Source organism: Myxococcus sp. RHSTA-1-4, assembly GCF_020037125.1.
Lineage (GTDB): Bacteria > Myxococcota > Myxococcia > Myxococcales > Myxococcaceae > Myxococcus.
Map to the genome: position 1 here is coordinate 45,565 of NZ_JAIQDG010000004.1, position 16,380 is coordinate 61,944.

13 protein-coding genes are annotated in these 16,380 nt (G+C 71.2%); 7 read left to right on the forward strand and 6 right to left on the reverse strand.

Annotation, left to right across the window (positions count from 1 at the left end; all coding sequences use genetic code 11):
- The first annotated feature begins 19 nt into the window (after nt 1–19).
- From K8638_RS07870 to K8638_RS07900, 7 genes are all read left to right on the forward strand, one after another.
- Nucleotides 20–1,174: a zinc ribbon domain-containing protein gene (locus K8638_RS07870; RefSeq protein WP_223753813.1), complete on the forward strand. Its 1,155-nt coding sequence runs from the start codon at nt 20–22 to the stop codon at nt 1,172–1,174.
- A 237-nt stretch (nt 1,175–1,411) separates the two neighbouring features.
- Nucleotides 1,412–2,017: a peptidoglycan-binding protein gene (locus tag K8638_RS07875; protein ID WP_223753814.1), complete on the forward strand. Its 606-nt coding sequence runs from the start codon at nt 1,412–1,414 to the stop codon at nt 2,015–2,017.
- A gap of 372 nt (nt 2,018–2,389) precedes the next feature.
- Nucleotides 2,390–2,638: a hypothetical protein gene (locus K8638_RS07880; protein WP_223753815.1), complete on the forward strand. Its 249-nt coding sequence runs from the start codon at nt 2,390–2,392 to the stop codon at nt 2,636–2,638.
- Nucleotides 2,639–2,647: 9 nt separating this feature from the next.
- Nucleotides 2,648–4,747, forward strand: coding sequence for a hypothetical protein (locus tag K8638_RS07885; protein ID WP_223753816.1), 2,100 nt, complete (start codon nt 2,648–2,650; stop codon nt 4,745–4,747).
- Between the two features lie 116 nt (nt 4,748–4,863).
- On the forward strand, nt 4,864–6,339 hold the full coding sequence (locus K8638_RS07890; protein WP_223753817.1) for a hypothetical protein: 1,476 nt from the start codon (nt 4,864–4,866) through the stop codon (nt 6,337–6,339).
- 125 nt (nt 6,340–6,464) lie between these two features.
- Nucleotides 6,465–6,971, forward strand: a complete 507-nt coding sequence (locus tag K8638_RS07895; RefSeq protein WP_223753818.1) for a cytochrome c-type biogenesis protein — start codon at nt 6,465–6,467, stop codon at nt 6,969–6,971.
- Between the two features lie 3 nt (nt 6,972–6,974).
- Nucleotides 6,975–7,943, forward strand: a complete 969-nt coding sequence (locus tag K8638_RS07900; RefSeq protein WP_223753819.1) for a tetratricopeptide repeat protein — start codon at nt 6,975–6,977, stop codon at nt 7,941–7,943.
- Between the two features lie 136 nt (nt 7,944–8,079).
- Here K8638_RS07900 and K8638_RS07905 read toward each other — a convergent pair whose 3' ends face one another.
- The 6 genes from K8638_RS07905 to exoE all read right to left on the reverse strand — a co-directional run bounded on the left by K8638_RS07905 (nt 8,080) and on the right by exoE (nt 16,361).
- Nucleotides 8,080–9,456 (reverse strand): hypothetical protein, encoded by a 1,377-nt coding sequence (locus K8638_RS07905; RefSeq protein WP_223753820.1) that lies wholly within the window; start codon nt 9,454–9,456, stop codon nt 8,080–8,082.
- Nucleotides 9,457–10,236: 780 nt separating this feature from the next.
- The gene (locus tag K8638_RS07910) at nt 10,237–11,439 is read right to left on the reverse strand and encodes a GNAT family N-acetyltransferase (protein WP_223753821.1); all 1,203 of its coding nucleotides are present in this window, start codon (nt 11,437–11,439) and stop codon (nt 10,237–10,239) included.
- A 54-nt stretch (nt 11,440–11,493) separates the two neighbouring features.
- Nucleotides 11,494–12,663 carry a DegT/DnrJ/EryC1/StrS family aminotransferase gene (locus tag K8638_RS07915; RefSeq protein ID WP_223754072.1) on the reverse strand — a complete coding sequence of 390 codons (1,170 nt, stop codon included), beginning with the start codon at nt 12,661–12,663 and terminating at the stop codon, nt 11,494–11,496.
- Nucleotides 12,660–13,778 (reverse strand): GNAT family N-acetyltransferase, encoded by a 1,119-nt coding sequence (locus K8638_RS07920; protein ID WP_223753822.1) that lies wholly within the window; start codon nt 13,776–13,778, stop codon nt 12,660–12,662. Before K8638_RS07920 ends, K8638_RS07915 begins: the two co-directional genes overlap by 4 nt.
- A gap of 35 nt (nt 13,779–13,813) precedes the next feature.
- Nucleotides 13,814–14,893: a uridine diphosphate-N-acetylglucosamine-binding protein YvcK gene (gene yvcK / locus K8638_RS07925; RefSeq protein WP_370643933.1), complete on the reverse strand. Its 1,080-nt coding sequence runs from the start codon at nt 14,891–14,893 to the stop codon at nt 13,814–13,816.
- Nucleotides 14,894–14,993: 100 nt separating this feature from the next.
- Nucleotides 14,994–16,361 carry a polyisoprenyl-phosphate hexose-1-phosphate transferase ExoE gene (gene exoE, locus K8638_RS07930; RefSeq protein WP_223753824.1) on the reverse strand — a complete coding sequence of 456 codons (1,368 nt, stop codon included), beginning with the start codon at nt 16,359–16,361 and terminating at the stop codon, nt 14,994–14,996.
- Nucleotides 16,362–16,380 lie beyond the last annotated feature (19 nt).

The window sequence follows — 16,380 nt, forward strand, 5'->3', positions numbered from 1 at the left end:
TACCGACGAGGTGGGACGCATGCGGTGCCCGGAGTGCGGCGAAGCCTCGAATGGCCGGCTGAAGTACTGCGAGAACTGCGGCGCGAAGATGCCGGTGAGCCCCCAGGCCACCGGCTCTCGCCCGGCGCTCCGCGCCTCCCGCCCCGGCCGCAAGGCCGAGGAGCCGGCGTACGCGGAGGAAATCCTCGAGGAGGTGGAGGAGCGCGCACGGCCGTACGCCGTCGGCAGCGCGCCCCCGCTGGAGCCCGAGGACAAGACGGACCCCGGGCTGTCCCGGCCCGCGTATGACGGGCCGAAGTGGCTGGCCAACGTGCCGGCGCACTCTCCCAGCGTGGTGGGCGTGGGCCTGATTGGCCTCGCGCTGGTGCTGTCCATCCTCCCCTTCTTCGCCGACGCGGGAGTGCCCGGCACGCTGCTGGCGCTGGCGGCCGGCGTGCTGCTGGTGGCGCGGGAGCTGCGCGAGGCGGGCGAGGCTCCAGGCTTCACGGAGGTGGTCCCCGAGGTGCTGCTGCGCCCCGAGGCCGCGGCGCTCTGCACGGCCGTGCTCGCGGCGCTCGCGGTGCGGATGTCGGGCCTGGGCCTCACCCCGCTGCTATGGCTGGCGGGCACGGGACTCGTCGTCCATGACCAGTGGCGCAAGGTGCTCGCGGGGCCGGAGGGCGTCGTGGAGCGCTGGTTCGAGCCGCGCCAGCTCGTGCTCATGCCCCGCGTGGTGGCGCTGGCGGGCGTGGCGGTGTGCCTGCTGACGCTGTTCGCGCCGTGGGCCACGGTTCGCGCGGGGCTCGACGGCCTGCCGGAGAACGCGCCCGTGCCGCAAGGCCCTCCAGAGCTGCGGGTCATCGACACGCGGCGGCCCTCGGATGACGTGCTCTACAGCCGGGGCGGGGACTTCGTCTCGCTGTCCGGCTGGGATTTGCCGGCGTCCGTGGTGGTGGAGCTGGCGCTGCTGGCCGTGCTCGCGCTGCTGGCGCTGCGGCCGGAGGTGGAGCGCCCGTCGTGGGCGCGCTTCGTGCCCGCGGGCGCGGTGGGGCTGGGCCTCGTCTGGGCGGCGGTGAACATGCGCCTGGCCCTGGGGCCCGTCGTGTTCGTCATGGGACTGGGCGCGGTGGGCTTCGTCGCCGCCATGCAGCTCCGTGAGGGCGAGCCGGCCTACCCCGACGAACCGGAAGAGTGATTGGGCACTGCCCGCCTCGGACAGGTCCTCGTCACGTAGCGATCATCCCTCCCGTACACCCGGCCGACTCATCGTCGCCTCCCCGACCCGGCAGGTTGAGCAGCGTCAACGCAACCAACATCTCGCGGGATTCCGGGTCCTTCAGGGGCTTGAGGTCTTGCGGCCCATACCTAGCTTGACGCCGCCTTCAACAAGAAGACGACACCATCGCGAATCCAGACACGGGGGGAGCGCGGCATGGTCAGTCCAAGGACGGCACCCGTCCGGACGGGAAACACGAGTACCTTCACGCTGAAGCAGCGGCGGCTGCACATCGTCCTCCTGGACCCGCGTGAGGTGCCCTACGCCAACCACGAATACGTGCTCACGGTGGGAAGGACGGAGCACTGCGGGCGGACCGCCGCGGACGGCTCGCTCACCCATGAAGTCCCGGGCCTCTCCGCGGGAGAGCTGCTGCTGAAGCTCCCCGCGCCGTCAGGCCCCGGGCCCCACTGCGCGGCCGAGTCCGTGCCCGCCTCGGCGGCCCCGCGCGGCGCACCACCGCCCTACCCGCCTCCCATCTCCGACGAGGACTTCCCGGACGCCACGCCCGCGGACGCGCGGGAGTCAGTGACGCTGCACTGGGTGCTCCAGCTCCAGTCACCCGCGGGCTTCGACTCGGACGCGGCCCGGGCCGCGCAGGAGCGGCTGCACAACCTCGGTTTCTCCATCGACGGGGAGCGCGGCGCACCGGGCCCCCGGACGCGGGCCGCGGTGCGCGCCTTCCAGCGGCGCCACGGCCTGCCGGAGACGGGGCAGCTCGCGGACGTCCAGCGCGAGCTCATCCGCCAGCACGACGCCTGATAGGCACCGTGTCCCGCCTCACGCTCACGGCCACAGTGGCGGCCGTGGAGCGACTCCGCGGGGCGCCCCAGCGCCGCGCTCGTGGCGGCCAACGCGAAGGCCCCGCGCGTGGAGCCGCGCCATCGGCCGGGTGGCCGGCTGGCATCCGGCAGGAACCTTCCGGACACGTCCGCCAGCGATCATCCGTCCTGTACACCCGGCCGGACCACCGTCGCCTCCCCGACCCGGCAGGTTGAGCAGCGTTAACCCAACCAACACATCGCGGAATTTCGCTTCTTCGCATGCGCGACGCCGTACGGGCTTCGCGTACCTTCGCGCCGCATTCAACGAGGTCACGGCACCATCGCGAATCCAGGCACGGGGGAACGCGGCATGGTCAGCCCGAGGACGGCACCCATCCGGACGGGAAATACGAGCACCTTCACGAGCAAGCAGCGGCGGCTGCACATCGTCCTGATGGACTCGCGTGAGGCTCCCTACCTTCTCGACACCGGGCGCGGCGCGCCGGGGGGGGCCCGGACGCGGGCCGAGGTGAGCGCCTTCCAGCGGCACCACGGCCGTTCGGAGACAGGACAGCTCGCGGATGTCCAGCGCGAGCGCATCCGCCAGCACGACGCCTGACCCGGCTCCATGTCTCGCATCGCACTCACGGCCACTGTCGCCTTCACGCCCCCGGGAGGGCGCAACCGGAACCGGCTTCGCCCCGCCCACTTCGGCGTGACGGACTTCCGGCTCGCCACGCCCGGCGGCGCCTCGTCCCGGTGCCACCGCCCCGCTCCCTTCCCCGCGCCAGAAGGAGGTGAGGACGGCTTCCACTTCGCGCCCGAGGTGGAGCCGGTGGAGCTCCGATATCAGCTCACCCATACCGGTGGGCTCGCGCACTCCGGGACGCTGGAGCTCTTCACCCGCCACCAGAAGAAGCCCCTGTGGACACGAGCGCTGTCCGGCGAGGAGCTGACCGCGGGGGACCATCGCCTTCCCTGGGACGGCCGCGTGGCCGTGTGCGAGGCCTTCCCGGATGGCGTCGTCACCGTGGAGCACTCGCCATACAAGCTGAAGCTCACACTCCAGGGCAGCGGGTGGGCGGAGTGCCCGGTGGCCTGGACGTACTTCCACGTGCTGGTGGATGGACTCGAGCTGGAGCTCGGCGACCCGCGTGTACTGGCGAAAGCGAGAGACCGCGACCTGGCCGCCTCGCTGGGGCGACTCCCCGCGCCCGGACAGAAGGCGGAGGTCCGGCTCGTCAGCAACGTCTTCAAGACGGACACCCATGAGATGAACGACGACACCGACTTCCGTCACCACCGGGCCGCGTGGGGCAACGGGCCGGACATCCCCATCTTCGCCCGGGCATGGCTGAAGGACTCCCAGGGCCGCAGGGTGGATGCCCCCCGGGCGCTGGGCCGGGTGCGCTTCCTCTGGGACTGGGAGGACGAGGCCGAGGACGTGTCCCGCCATGCGCCTCGCGCCCGCGCCTTCCTGGAGCAGGCGCTGAACCGGCAGTGCTCCGCCTCACGGCCCAGGGGCGACAACGCCCACAAGGACGTGGGTGGAAAGCGGGGCCTGCCCTCCTCCGCCGTGTTCCCCAAGCAGCGCGGCTACGCGCCCCAGTCCCGGCCGCGTGAGGGCGTCTTCCCCTTCCGCGTCGTGCCCTGCCGCAAGCGCGGGTGGGCCGCCTACAGCGAGGCGTGGACGTCCGGCGCCTTCGCCGGGAGGACGGGGGTGTTGTTCCAGCCCTCGCGCATCGCCGGGGATGCCTGGCGCGTCACGGTGCAGCTCGCCTACGAGCGGCGCAAGGACGGCGGCGTGGCGCTGGACGTGGAGGATGACGCGCCCCTGCCCGCGGCGGTGCGCGCCTCTACCGGTGTCTTCGAGACATGGCGCGAGGTCCACATCTCCCGCGTCGTCCGCAAGCATCCGAGTGTCTCCGGCTTCTCGCTGGCCCCCGTGCAGGAGCAGTTCGAGCGCGCGTTCCTGCGGCTGGTGGACCGCGGTGGCGGTGTCACGGACGTGGACGCGGCGGACTACAACCGGCGCATCGCGGCGGCGGTGAAGCGGCTTCCCTGGGAGGGCCAGGCGGCCATCGACCCCACGGTGGACCAGTACGCCGCCGGAGCCCATGCGCTCACCTTCCGCACGTACGCGGAGTTCCGGACCGAAGTGAAGCGCCTGAAGCGCTGCGATGACGCCGCGCTCCCCCGGTTGCTTTCGAAGCCCGAGGTTGACACTCCGGTGCCGGATGAGAGCGCCTACCATCGTGCCTGCAAGGACTGGGCGAAGGACATCATCGTCAAAGCGTTCGATGAAGCTCCTGGCAGGGGTACGCCGGGCATCCTGTTGCTCCAGTTCTCGGGCCTCTACAACCTGGAGCGAGCACCGGGTGGCGTCACGGTCAACGGGTTCTCCAAGGATCTTCCCTCCCACGACCGGACCCGCTGCGCGGTCGTCCAGTGTGGCCAGGCCACCAACTACGCCAGCAACTCCAACACGCTGGAGCAGACCATCGCCCATGAGATTGGCCACCAGCTCTTCCTGCCCCACGCTCCCTTTCCCATCCACGGCAAGCCCACCGGGGCCATCGCGACACAGCACGACCAGGACGGAACCGACTGTCTTATGGGCTACGACTACTCCATGGAGCGGCGGCTCTGTGGGCTCTGCCTCCTGCGACTCCGGGGATGGAACAAACAGATGTTGAACAGTGATGGGAGCCGGAACGCCCAGCCATGAGCCCCCTTGTCCTGGCATGTCCCGCCCTGCTCGTCACGGCCGTGCTCACGAGCAGCGCCCCCCCACGCCCCATTCCGATCGCGGCGAATCCTTCCACCTCAAGCGGAGGTTCTTCCGTGCGCATCCAGTTCCATCTGCCCAAGGAGCGCTTCACCGCGGCGGAATACCGCACTGCGCGTGTCACCCTGCGCAACGAGGGCACCGCGCCCGTGGAATTGCCGGACCCCTTCAGGAACGCGGACCAATCCCTGACGTACACGCTGACCGGGCCCGAGTACCCCGAGGGCCGGAGCGTCACCTGGCGTTCGTTCTACCTGCGAAACCCCGCCTACGTCCTCATCATCGACGAGGCTCCGCGAATCCGGCTGGACGCCGGACGGACCATCGAATCCACCGTCGATCTCTACGAGTGGTGGCCGGCCTCACGTCCCGGGCGCTACAGACTGAGTGCCCGACTGACCCACGACGCTTCCACCGCGACGGCCACTCCAATCGAGTTCGACATCGTACCCTCCACGGCGGGCCCGGCCTCGTTGGGCTTCGACATCGCCGACCTGTTTTCGCACAGTGGCTCTGCGGTATGGCTTCAGGACGTGGGGGGACAGCCGGTGCTCATGGTGAGCGGCTATAGCGATTCAGACGCCGACGAGACAGGAGGTGTGAGCAGGAGTGCGGCGAACGCCCTGGGTCCCGTCGAGCCCGGCTCCGCGGATGTGCTCTACCCCTGGTCGAACGATCCTCAAGGCCACTCGCCCGCGAACTGGCTCATGTGGCGCAGGGGCGCGTCGCTCTTCGCGTGGGCGGGTCCGGCGACGACCCAGAACCCATTCCGCTTCGACCTGGGCGAGCCTCCCGAGCGCGTCGTCCGGCCACCCTTGCAGACCATGGCGGGTGAGCTCTTCATCCCCGTGGTTGCCGCTGGAGGCAGGAGCCTGCGGCTCATCCGGTTCCAGACCTCCTTCGACGCGACGGAAATCACCCCGGGGCGAGAGGTGGGCCGAGTCCCGCTGCCGGGAACACCCATCGCCGCCAGGGCCACCATCCAGCCCGCCTCGGTGGGCAACGGCCTCAGCGTGCTGCTGGTAGAAGAGTCCCTGGGCGGGATGGACTTCCACCACGTCCGCACCACCACCTCGGGCCGCCTCACCCGGACGGCAAGCACCCTGGTCCGCGGTGTGCGCGCGATGCCCCAGTCCGAGCCCGGGCTGTGGATTGACTCGGCGGGGCGCCTGAGTGCCGCGATCGTGGCGGCGAGCGCAAAGAACCCGCGCCGGGCCATGCTCGTGGAGCTGCACTACCGGCCAGACGGACGGCTGGAGTCCCCGGCGCGGCTGACCCCCCTGGGCACGCTGCCGGTGGCCGTGCGCGCCGCAGTGGTTCGCTACGACATCGCGTTCTACAGCAAAGGGGAGCTGACCTGGGCCATCCTCCTGGAGGACGGCACGGTGCTGCACCCGGGAACCGGGCAACGGCACGGCCCCATGAAGCCACGCCATCCCGTCGCCCTGCCGATGGAGCTGTTCCTGAGCGAGTACGATTACCTCCTCACCGTGGACCCCGCCCTGGGCCCCATCTTCGAGCCCCTCAACTGACCAGGCGGCCCTCTCGTGGCCCAGGCTGCCCTCCAGGCGGCCGGGGGGACAGGCGCTTCCCGCTCAGGTTTCGCTGTCCAAGACGGGCCCGGTGGCGCTAGGTAGGGACGGTTCCAGGGAGTCCGATGACCGCCGCCCTCCTGTCCCTCACCCTCGCCTTCAGTCTCCTTACCGGCCAGCACGCGCCCCAGCAGGGCGGGAGCGAGCCGCTGGCACCAGAGCTGGAGGCCCGTGTCCAGACGCTCGGCAAGCAGCTCCGCTGCGCCGTGTGCCAGGGCGTCTCCATCGCGGACAGCCCCGCCTCCATGGCGCGGGCCCAGCTCGACACCGTCCGGGAGCTCGTGGCCGAGGGCAAGACGGACCAGGAGGTCATGGACTACTTCATCGCCCGCTATGGTGAGTGGGTGTTGCTGGAGCCCCGGGCCACGGGCTTCAACTGGTTCGTGTGGCTGGGCCCGGTGGCGCTCATCGCGATTGGCGGCTTCGTCATCTGGCGCCAGTTCCAGCGCGGGCCCACTCCGGCGCAACCGACGACGCAGCAGACGGCGGCCCCGGCCGCGCCGGCGGGCACTGCCTCGCCGGATGAGGAAGACCCGTACCTCCAGGCCGTGCGCCGGGAGCTGGAGCGCTAAGCCATGCAGCCGCAACCGACCAACTGGGTTCCCGGAATCATCGTGCTGGTGGTCGCCTTCGTGGCGGCCGCGGCCTGGCTCCTCTTCCAGCGCAGCAAGGGCGCGCTCGCGAAGAACGAGCCGCGCGACGGCGTGCTGGACGACCTGACCCAGCGCGCGCAGTCGCTCATCGACCAGCTCCGCGCGCTGGAGGCGGAGAAGCACAACCTGGGCGCCGAGCAGTACACGGCGGAGAAGTCCCGCCTGGAGCGCGAGGCCGCGGCGGCCCTGCGCGCCAAGGACGAGCACCTCAAGCGCAAGGCGTCCGACGAGGACGCGCGGGCGAAGGCCCCGCGGGCCCCGGCGGGTACGGGCTGGGCGGCGCGCAATCCGCAGCTCGCGGGCGCGCTGTGGGGCGCGGGCATCGTGCTGTTCTTCGGCGGGCTGGGCTACCTGCTCGTCTCCGAGCAGCAGCCGCGCACGGATGGCCAGGAGGCCACGGGCCGGATGCCTCCTGGCGGCGGCCAGCAGCAGCAGGGCGCCGGCATGGGGGAGATGCAGGAGAGCCCGGACATGCAGGAGGCCCGGGCGCGGCTGCAGTCGAACCCCGGGGACGTGGAGTCCGCGGCCCTGCTGAGCCACGAGTTGATCCGCCGCCAGGACTTCGAGGAGGCCGCGAAGGTGACGGCGAAGGGCCTGGCCGCGGACCCGTTCAACGTGGAGATGCGTGTGCACCGGGGCGTGCTGCGCGCCGCCAAGGGGGACATGGAAGGCGCGGAGGCGGAGCTGACCGAGCTGGTGGACACGTGGCCGGACGCGCAGGAGGCGCTCATCTTCCTGGGCAGCCTCGCGCTGCGGCGCGGCGACAAGGTGAAGGCGCTGGAGCACTTCGAGCGCTTCTCCGTCGAGGTGCCGCGCAACATGCAGCCGCCGCAGCTCGGCGCGGCGATTGCCCAGCTCCGGGCCGAGGTCAGCGGCGGCGGCGTTCCGTGAGGTAGCGAAAGTGATGCGTCCAGATGCGCGACGACGACTGGAGCCTGGACACCGGGCAGCCCCCACGAGGCGAGTCGAGCATCGAGCTTCGGCTCACACTGTTGTTCGGCCGCCGTTGGAGCGAACGCGGGCTGAGTCAGGAGGGCTCGCCAACGCGTGACAGCCCCCGCGCCTTGCTGAGTTGCAGGCAGGAGATGACGGCCGCGATGAGGACGACGCCGCCATCCAGGATGCCACCCAAGAAGAGAAAGGCGCATCCGATGAGGGCGTCGAGCGCGAGGACGCACCAGCCGACCACGGTGCTCCGGGTGAACGCCAGCAGTCCGGCGAGCCCAATGTAGACGGCGGCGAAGCACGCGCCTCCCGCGAGTGCGTAGAGCTCCTTGTCCGCGGGAGCGGCCATGGCCCCCAGCAGGCCCGTGATGACCAGTGCCGCCGTGACGCCACAGTGGACGAGGGCCATGTCACGCACCAGCGTGCGGCGCAGGCGCACCGGGTCCATCACCCTGTCTCGCTCCAGGCAGGCCGGGCAGTGCGTTCGCTCGGATTCGAGTGACTCCGGCAGGCACCCGTCACAGTAGAAACCGCCACAGCGAGGGCAGGTACGTGTCTCCTCCACCTGGGGGTGCCGGGGACAGCGAGGGCCGGAGTCGGCGGACGGCACCGCATCCGCGTGGCCTGCCGCCGCCCCGCTCGTGATGCTTGCATCGGACGGCGGCGAGGCGACGGCCTCCACGGCCGCGGCTGCCCCCGTGAGAGATGCGAGGCAGCTCGGGCAGAACTCCGTCCCCCGAGGCGCCACCGTGCCGCATTCGCACCGCACGCGGCGGGAGTCTCCCTCATGGAGCGCCGAGAGACTGTCACGCCAGGGCGCCGCATCGAACGGCTGTCCGGGCTCCCAGACGGTGACCGCGGCTGGCCCCTCCGACGGAGCCTGCGGCGCCGGGCCCGAGGTGACCTCGACCACGAAACCCTCGGGCATGGCCCGCGCCGCATGCTGCCTCGTACGAATCTGTTCCTGAACCGACGCGCTGGAGGCCCGCAGCAGCGCTCCCACCGGCAAGCGTCCCATGGCGAGGGAGACCGCCGCGCCCGCGGTGATGAAGTCCGTGTTCCCCACGACGCGCGTCTCCTTCACCAGCTCGAGCGTGTCGAAGAGGCGCCACGGCGGGCGGACGCGCGCGGCGCCCTCGGGAACAGGGGCCACGGGTTGGAAGAGCAATTCGCGCACGTCGGCGTCGAGGCTCAGGGGCAACGTCCAGCGAAGCACCTGCCCGCGCTCCAGCGAAGGAAGCGGCACGTGCAGCACCTCGCGACGCGTCTCGGCGTCGAGCAAGCGGAGGCTCGCGCCCGGAGCCATGGGTGAGAAGGCCCCCTGCAACCAGATGCTCGCGGTCGCGCGGGTGCCCTCGGGCGCGCGGACCACCGGGTCCACGTGGAGCTGCACCGTGCCGAACTCACGCGGCTGGCGGCCCACCTGGTCGAGGATGTCCGGGAGGAAGCTCTCATCCATGGGGCGCAAGGAACCTCAACGCCCCGGGGAATACAACCGGGTCATCCGGAACAGAGGACCGGCATCCCGCCGGACTCCCGTCTCCGAGCCGTGCCCGACTCCTCGGAGAGTCCGTTCCGCGGCCGGGCTCATCCAGGACGCGGATGAGTCCTGCCATGGAGCCGCCCCGACCACGCGGTAGCCGCAATGGTAACTCGGTCAGCCCCCCGGGCCGCCCATGCGCGGAATGGAGCTTCCGTTCCGCATGGCCTGTCAGGCGCTCACCACTCAGGGGCTTCGCCTCTCCACCTTGTCGGCACCTCCGCCCGGGCCGCCCAGGCTCGGAATGGAGCTTCCATTCCGCGTGGCCCGCCGGGCACGCACCTCCCATGGGCCCCCTCTCCGCCTTGTCAGCCCCCGGGCCACCCTGCGTGGAATGGAGCATCCATTCCGCGTAGCCCGCCAGGCACGCACCTCCCCCATGGGCCCCCTCTCCGCCTTGTCAGCTGCCTCGGGCCGCCCAGGCCCGGAACGGAGCCTCCGTTCCGCGTGACCCCGCTCGAGCCGCAGTCCCTCGGGAGCGAAGCACGGGCGCTGGTGCGCGAGGTGCTGGCCCTCGGTGAGCGCGAGGGGGCGCTGGCGCCGCGCACTCTCAACGCACGCCGCGTCCCCGCCCCCATGCGCTTCCCGGCAATGCGAGCGCCTGGCCGTGTCACCTGGGCGTCGCGCCGCCTGGCCTTCGAGGGACCGATGCCAGGGGGCTCGATGGAGGGATACGCAGGTCGAGTGCCGCGCCGCGAATCAGGGCACCGCCGCCCTGCGCCGGCGGAAGCGCCGCACCCTCTCCACCAGCGTGTCCGGCATCACCGCCTTGGCGCCGTTGCGCACCTCGCGCGCCAGCTCCTCAGCGCGGGTGAACCAGCGCCCTGTCCACGAGTCACCGTGCACGCGCACGGACACCGTGCGCCGCTGCTTCGTCACCCAGTCGGATTTGTACGTCTCCGTGCCCCGGAGGAAGTCGTACTCCGTGAGGCCGGACGCCAGCGCGTCCCGGAACGTCTCGCCCACCAGCACCAGGCCCACGCTGCGGTTGCGCCACTCCGGGTCATAACCGGACTGGAAGTACACGAAGCTGTCGCGGTGGAGGATGCCGTACACCGATGCCACGGCCCGGCCGCCCACCTTCATCGTGTACATGCGCAGCCGGCCCCGCTCCGCCAGCAACTGCGTGGCATCCCGGTGGAACGCCTCCACGCCCGAGCCCTTGATGCCCTGCGAGCCTCCATCCGCCGCCCACCGCGCCGAGTGCAGCCGGAAGAAGTCCGTCAGCGGCGCGGCCAGCGCTCCCGGAGCCTCCGTGCGCTCAATCCGGTAGCCCGCCTGCTTCTCCAGCCACTTGCGCCGCCGCAGGAAGTTGTCTCGCCGGCCCGTGCGCTTGAGGAACGCGTCGAACGGCTCCTTCGGCTCCAACGTGTCGTACGGGCACACGTACCGCTCCGCCACCCGGACGTCCCCGCCAGGAAACACCCCGCGCAGCACCTCCACCGTGGGCGAGCTCTCGTGCAGGTCCGTGAGGTCCAGCACGTCCCACTCGTCGCGCAGCGCGTACAGCATCCGCGCGAAGGCCCCGGCCACCTCCCGCTCCTGGCCGCGCTTCGCCACCACGTCCAGGTAGTCGCTGCCCACGTGCGTCTCGCCCAGGAAGCTCAGGCGCCGCACCGGCACGCCCGCCACGCTCCGGTACTCCACGCACAGCGGCAGCAGCCCCACCAGCGCGCCACCCCTGTCACGCGCGGTCAGCACCAGCGGACGCCGGTCCGTGGCGATGCGCCGGCACCACGGGTAGAGCCACTCCCAGGCGTTGAAGGGGCCGGCCTCGCTCGCGTCCAGCAGCGCGTTCCACTCCGCACGCATGCCCGCCAGCGTGGAGGCGCTGCCCACCGCCCCCACCGCGAGCCACTGCGTGGTGTGTGGCCCCTGCGTCAGCTCGTCCTCGCGAATCACCGCCCGTCCTCCCCTGGAGGGACGCCGCGTCCCTCCCCTGTGCCCCGTGTCCGCTCAACCCGCGCGCTTCTTCGTCCGCCGGTCCGACTTCAACGCGTCCCGCACCGCCTGCGCCACGTCCGCCATGGCTTCCGGCGAGAGGTCCTGGTGGCACGGAATCTCGACGATGCCGCGCCGGAGCTGCGCCACCTCCGGGAAGGCCGTCGCGTCACACGCCGGGTGGAAGCGCTTCCAGAAGTCGATGGCGTCGATGCCCTGCGCCCGCAGCCGGGCCAGCACCTCCGCCTTGTCCTGCACCACCATCGGGTAGAACAGCGGGCACGCGCCCGGCGGGAGCTGGTTGAACAGCGGCGGCGACACGTCACGCAGCCGGCCCAGCAGGAAGAAGTAGTTGCGGCGCCGCTGCTCGACGATGGACTCCAGGTCCTGCGCCAGGGCAATGCGCTTCGTCAGCGGGCTCATGCCCAGGTCCACGTGCTTCCGGTCGAAGTGCTGCGTGCCCGTGGCCACGCGCTCGATGCTGGCGGCCTTCACCGTGCCGTGCCCCAGCGCGCGCACCAGGCTCCGCAGCGTCCGGCCGAAGACCCCGCCCCGCAGCTCCAGGTTCTGCAGGAGCGCGGACACCGTGTGGCTGAAGGTGGACGCGGACGGCGGTGCCGGCGGCTCCGGCAGGCTGTACTGACGCGGGCCGTTGACGACCAGCGCGCCCCCATTGGGTACCGGCAGCGTCTTGTAGAGGCAGAAGATTCCCACGTCCCCCGTGGTGCCCAGCGGCACCGCGCCGTCGGACGACAGCAGCGACAGCGCGCAGTCCTCGATGAGGACGAGGCCGTGCTCGTCCGCCAGCTTGCGCATCTGGGCCACCGGGCCCGGGAAGCCCGCGTAGTGCGTGAGGTACAGGGCCTTCGTCTTCGGGCCGATGCGCCGGGCCACGTCCTCCACGTCCACGTCCCAGCGGCTGCCCACCCGGTAGAAGCGCGGCGTGGCGCCCGCGTCCACCAGCGCCTCCACCTCCACGCCATGGTGGTAGGCCGGCATCAGCACCTCGCCCTGGTCCAGCCCCAGCATCTTCACCGTCAGCCAGATGGCGTTGCGGGCGAAGTAGAAGTAACGGACGTTGGGCGAGGAGAACGGGGGCAGCGCCCCCGGCTTCGGCCGCGACATCAGCATGTGCGGCCAGAGCGTCGGCAGGGACGGAACGAACAGCTTCCCCGAGCGCTTCATCGCGTCCATCTCGCCACCACCTCTTTCATCGCGGGGCCCCACCGGAACTTGGCCGCGCACAGCGCCCGGCCGAAGGCGGAGTCGTTGAACACGTAGAGCCAGGTGTGGCTGCGCACCCTGTCCGTCCAGTCGCGCTTCCACACCATGTCCGGCCCCAGGAAGTCGAACTCGCTCAAGCCCCGGTCGATGCAGCTCCCCACCACCTCTTCCATGAGGAGCTGCCCCGGGCTGCACTCACGCAGGCCCTCGTCGTAGCCGGGCTTCAGGAGGAAGTACCGGGCGCCGTATTCCAGGCCGTAGTGGAAGGCCACCGGCCGGCCGTCCACCCGCAGGAAGTACAGCGCCAGCCGCTGGCGGTACGCCGCGTCCCTCGCCAGCTCCGTGTAGAAGCCACGGGTGCGCGCGTCCTGCGCCATGGCCGTGCCGCGCTCGCCCTTCCAGCCGCTCTGCTCCAGGAGGAAGCCCTCCTCCAGCGTCCCCTCCAGCGCGAGCCCGCCATCCACCCGCTCGAAGGTGACGCGGCCCTTCTCCTCCAGCTTGCGCCGCCGCCGCCGGCAGTTGGCCTTGAACTTGGACTGCAAGGTGCCGAGGTACGCCTCCCGGCTCGCCGGCAGGGGAATGTAGGGCGACAGGAGCGACTCCCACTCGCCCACCGGCAGCCCCGCCTCGCGCGCCGCCGCGTGAAGCCGCCAGGCCGCCCCCCCCTCCGGCACGTCCGTCAGCCGCAGCACGTCCCACCCGCCCGCCGCGCGCAGGTGCGCGAGGAAGGCGTCCGCCGCGGCCCCCGGCTCCCGGGCCAGCAGGTCGAACCGGCACGAGTGAACGTTGGCCATGGCCGAGAGCTGCCGCGCCGGCACGCCGTACAGGGAGGCGCGTTCCTCCCACAGCGGCAGCGCCGCCGCCAGACGGCCCTCCGCGTCACGCAGCGTCAGCACCCGAAGGCGCGCTCCAGGGGCGAAGTTGTCGAGCCAGATGCGGAGGAACTCGTGCCGGTAGAACAGCTCGTTGGAGGTGGCCTCCACGAGGGTGTTCCACTCGGACTCCAGGGCCATGAAGGCCGCCCGGTCGGTGACCTCCACGACGGATGGCCGGGCGATGAGGTGTCTGGCTTCCATTGTCGGGCGCCAAAGGTGGTGACGGGGCCGCCCGGCTACAAGCCGCTGCGGGCCATCTTCAGGAGGCAGGAGGCGACCTTGCGGCTGTCATGTCGGATCCTGGACCCCTCCTTGAGGAGGTCGGCCTGCACCGGCACCACGCCCGCGCCAATCAGGTCGCGAGGGTTCACCGGCACGACAAAGGAGCCGCGCCGGCCATAGCGCCTCATGGACTCGTCGGAAGGCGGGGTGCCGTTGACCAGCACCGCGTCCAGCACCGGACCCACGTGGTCGATGACCGCCTGCACGTGGTCCAGACACGTCATGCCGTCCGTCTCGCCCGGCTGGGTCATCAGGTTGGACACCATGACCTTCAGCGCCCGCGACTCCTTCAGCGACTGGGCCACGCCGTCCACCAGCAGGTTGGGCAGCACGCTCGAGTAGAGCGAGCCCGGGCCGATGGCGATGAGGTCCGCGGTGTAGATGGCCTCCAGGAGCCCATCCACCGGCGGTGGCGAGCGCGGGCTCAACGACACCCGGCGCACCCGGCCATGAGCGCGGCAGATGTTGCGCTCGCCCACCACCTCCGTGTCGTCGTGCATCAGCGCCACCAGCTGCACCGAGGACAGCGTGGACGGCAGCACGCGGCCCCGCGCGCCCAGCAGCTCGCCGGACATGCGCACCGCCTCGAGGAAGTCTCCCTTCAGCTCCGCCAGCGCGGCGATGAGCAGGTTGCCCACCGCGTGCCCGGCCAGGCCGCGCGCCCCGCCGAAGCGGAACTGGAAGACGTCCTTCAGCGCGTTCTTCCCTCCCGCCAGCGCCACCAGGCAGTTGCGGATGTCCCCCGGCGGCAGTGCCCCGTGGTTGCGCCGCAGGCGCCCGGAGCTGCCCCCGTCGTCGCTCATGGCCACCACCGCGATGATGTCCACGCCCGGGTCTCCGGACTTCGGCATCGCGCGCCGGGCCAGGCCGCGGAGCACCATGGGCAGCCCCGTGCCGCCACCGATGGCGACGATGCGGGTCGGCCGCTCCACCCGCGGCTGGAGCATCTCGTTGCGCTCCCGCTCCAGCTCCAGCCGGCGGCGCGTCTCCTCCCAGCCCTCCGGGAGCGGCGATTCCATGTCCATTCCCACCATGTCCCTACCCCCATCCACGACGCCCGAACCCGCCGCCCCTGGCGGGCCCACCGCCCCCGCTTCCAAGAAGGAGGCCAGGGCGGTGGAACTCCCAGAACCCCTACCGAGCCCCACGACCGAGAAGCACATGCCTCACGGTGTGGAAGATGATTCCCACATCCAGGAACAGCGAGCCGTTCTTCACGTAGTAAAGGTCGAACTCCAGCTTGTTCCTCGCGTCCTCCACCGACGCCCCGTAGGGGTAGCGGATCTGCGCCCACCCCGTCAGGCCCGGCTTCACCGCCTCGCGCAGCCCGTAGAACGGAATCTGCTGCTTGAGCTGCTCCACGAAGACGGGGCGCTCCGGCCGCGGCCCCACGAAGCTCATCTCTCCCATCAACACGTTGAAGACCTGGGGAATCTCGTCGACGCGCGTGCGGCGGATGAAGCGCCCCACCCGGGTGACGCGGTCATCATTGGCCCGGGCCCACACCGCCCCGTCCTTCTCCGCGTCGGTGCGCATGCTGCGGAACTTCCACAAGTAGAAGGTGCTGCCCCCCAGGCCCGTGCGCTCCTGGCGGTAGAAGATGGGCCCCTTCGAGTCCAGCTTGATGGCCACCGCGACCACCAGCAGGAAGGGCGCGGCCAGGATGAGCAGCACCGAGGCCACCAGGATGTCGAAGACGCGCTTGAGCGCCCGCCGCAGCGGAGACACCGTCAGCTCGTCCGCGAAGGCGAAGTCACTGGCCCGGAGGAACTGCACCGGAATCCTGCGCAGCACCCGCTCGCAGAAGCCCGCCGCCTCGTACACCCGGCGCCCCTGCAGCCTGCAGCTCAAGAGGGACTCCACCCAGTTGGCCCCGCGCATGTCGTCCGCCGCCTGCACGACGTAGGCCGCGTTGAGCCGCGCCGCCAGCTTCTCCAGCGGCTCACCCGCCTTGCGCGGGTCCACCATGCCCACCACGCGGTAGCTGCCCTCACCGCCCGCCTCGATGGCGCTCGCCACCGCGCGGGCCTTGAGGCCATCCCCCACGAGCAGGACGGCGTCCGGCGCCCCCACCAGGGCGCGGATGGACACCCGCACCATCAGCGTTCCGGCCAGGGCCCCCATGGCCCCGCCCAGCAGCGTGCCCGGAGGCAGCGCCACCGGGAGGATGAGCGGCACCACCAGCATCACCCCGCCGGCCACCATGGCCGTGACGCCCGCGGCCTTCAGGAACCGGTAGCCCCGCTCGCGGTCCTCCGCGGCGACGCGCAAGTCGTACAAATCCAACAGGTACAGCGTGAACTGGAAGGTGACGACGAAGGCCGCGCCCAGCCACAGCAGGGTGGGCCACATCTCGGAGAACGGGGGCTGGGTCCCCGCGGGAGCGAAGAGTGCCGCGCAGGCCGCCGCGCCCATCACACAGGCCAACGCAATCGCCGAGCTCTCGGCGAGGAAGAACGTCAGTTTTTTCGCAGAGAAATAGTGGTGAAAGACGCGGAGCACGTGCCCCTCCAACCAACCC

Coding starts and splice junctions, on each gene's coding strand:
- K8638_RS07880 (WP_223753815.1), top strand. CDS start 2,390: ATGGTCAGCCCGAGGACGGCACCCATCCGGACGGGAAATACGAGCACC.
- K8638_RS07895 (WP_223753818.1), top strand. CDS start 6,465: ATGACCGCCGCCCTCCTGTCCCTCACCCTCGCCTTCAGTCTCCTTACC.
- yvcK (WP_370643933.1), bottom strand. CDS start 14,893: ATGGTGGGAATGGACATGGAATCGCCGCTCCCGGAGGGCTGGGAGGAG.
- K8638_RS07905 (WP_223753820.1), bottom strand. CDS start 9,456: ATGGATGAGAGCTTCCTCCCGGACATCCTCGACCAGGTGGGCCGCCAG.
- K8638_RS07885 (WP_223753816.1), top strand. CDS start 2,648: ATGTCTCGCATCGCACTCACGGCCACTGTCGCCTTCACGCCCCCGGGA.
- K8638_RS07920 (WP_223753822.1), bottom strand. CDS start 13,778: ATGGAAGCCAGACACCTCATCGCCCGGCCATCCGTCGTGGAGGTCACC.
- K8638_RS07870 (WP_223753813.1), top strand. CDS start 20: ATGCGGTGCCCGGAGTGCGGCGAAGCCTCGAATGGCCGGCTGAAGTAC.
- K8638_RS07875 (WP_223753814.1), top strand. CDS start 1,412: ATGGTCAGTCCAAGGACGGCACCCGTCCGGACGGGAAACACGAGTACC.
- K8638_RS07915 (WP_223754072.1), bottom strand. CDS start 12,663: ATGAAGCGCTCGGGGAAGCTGTTCGTTCCGTCCCTGCCGACGCTCTGG.
- K8638_RS07900 (WP_223753819.1), top strand. CDS start 6,975: ATGCAGCCGCAACCGACCAACTGGGTTCCCGGAATCATCGTGCTGGTG.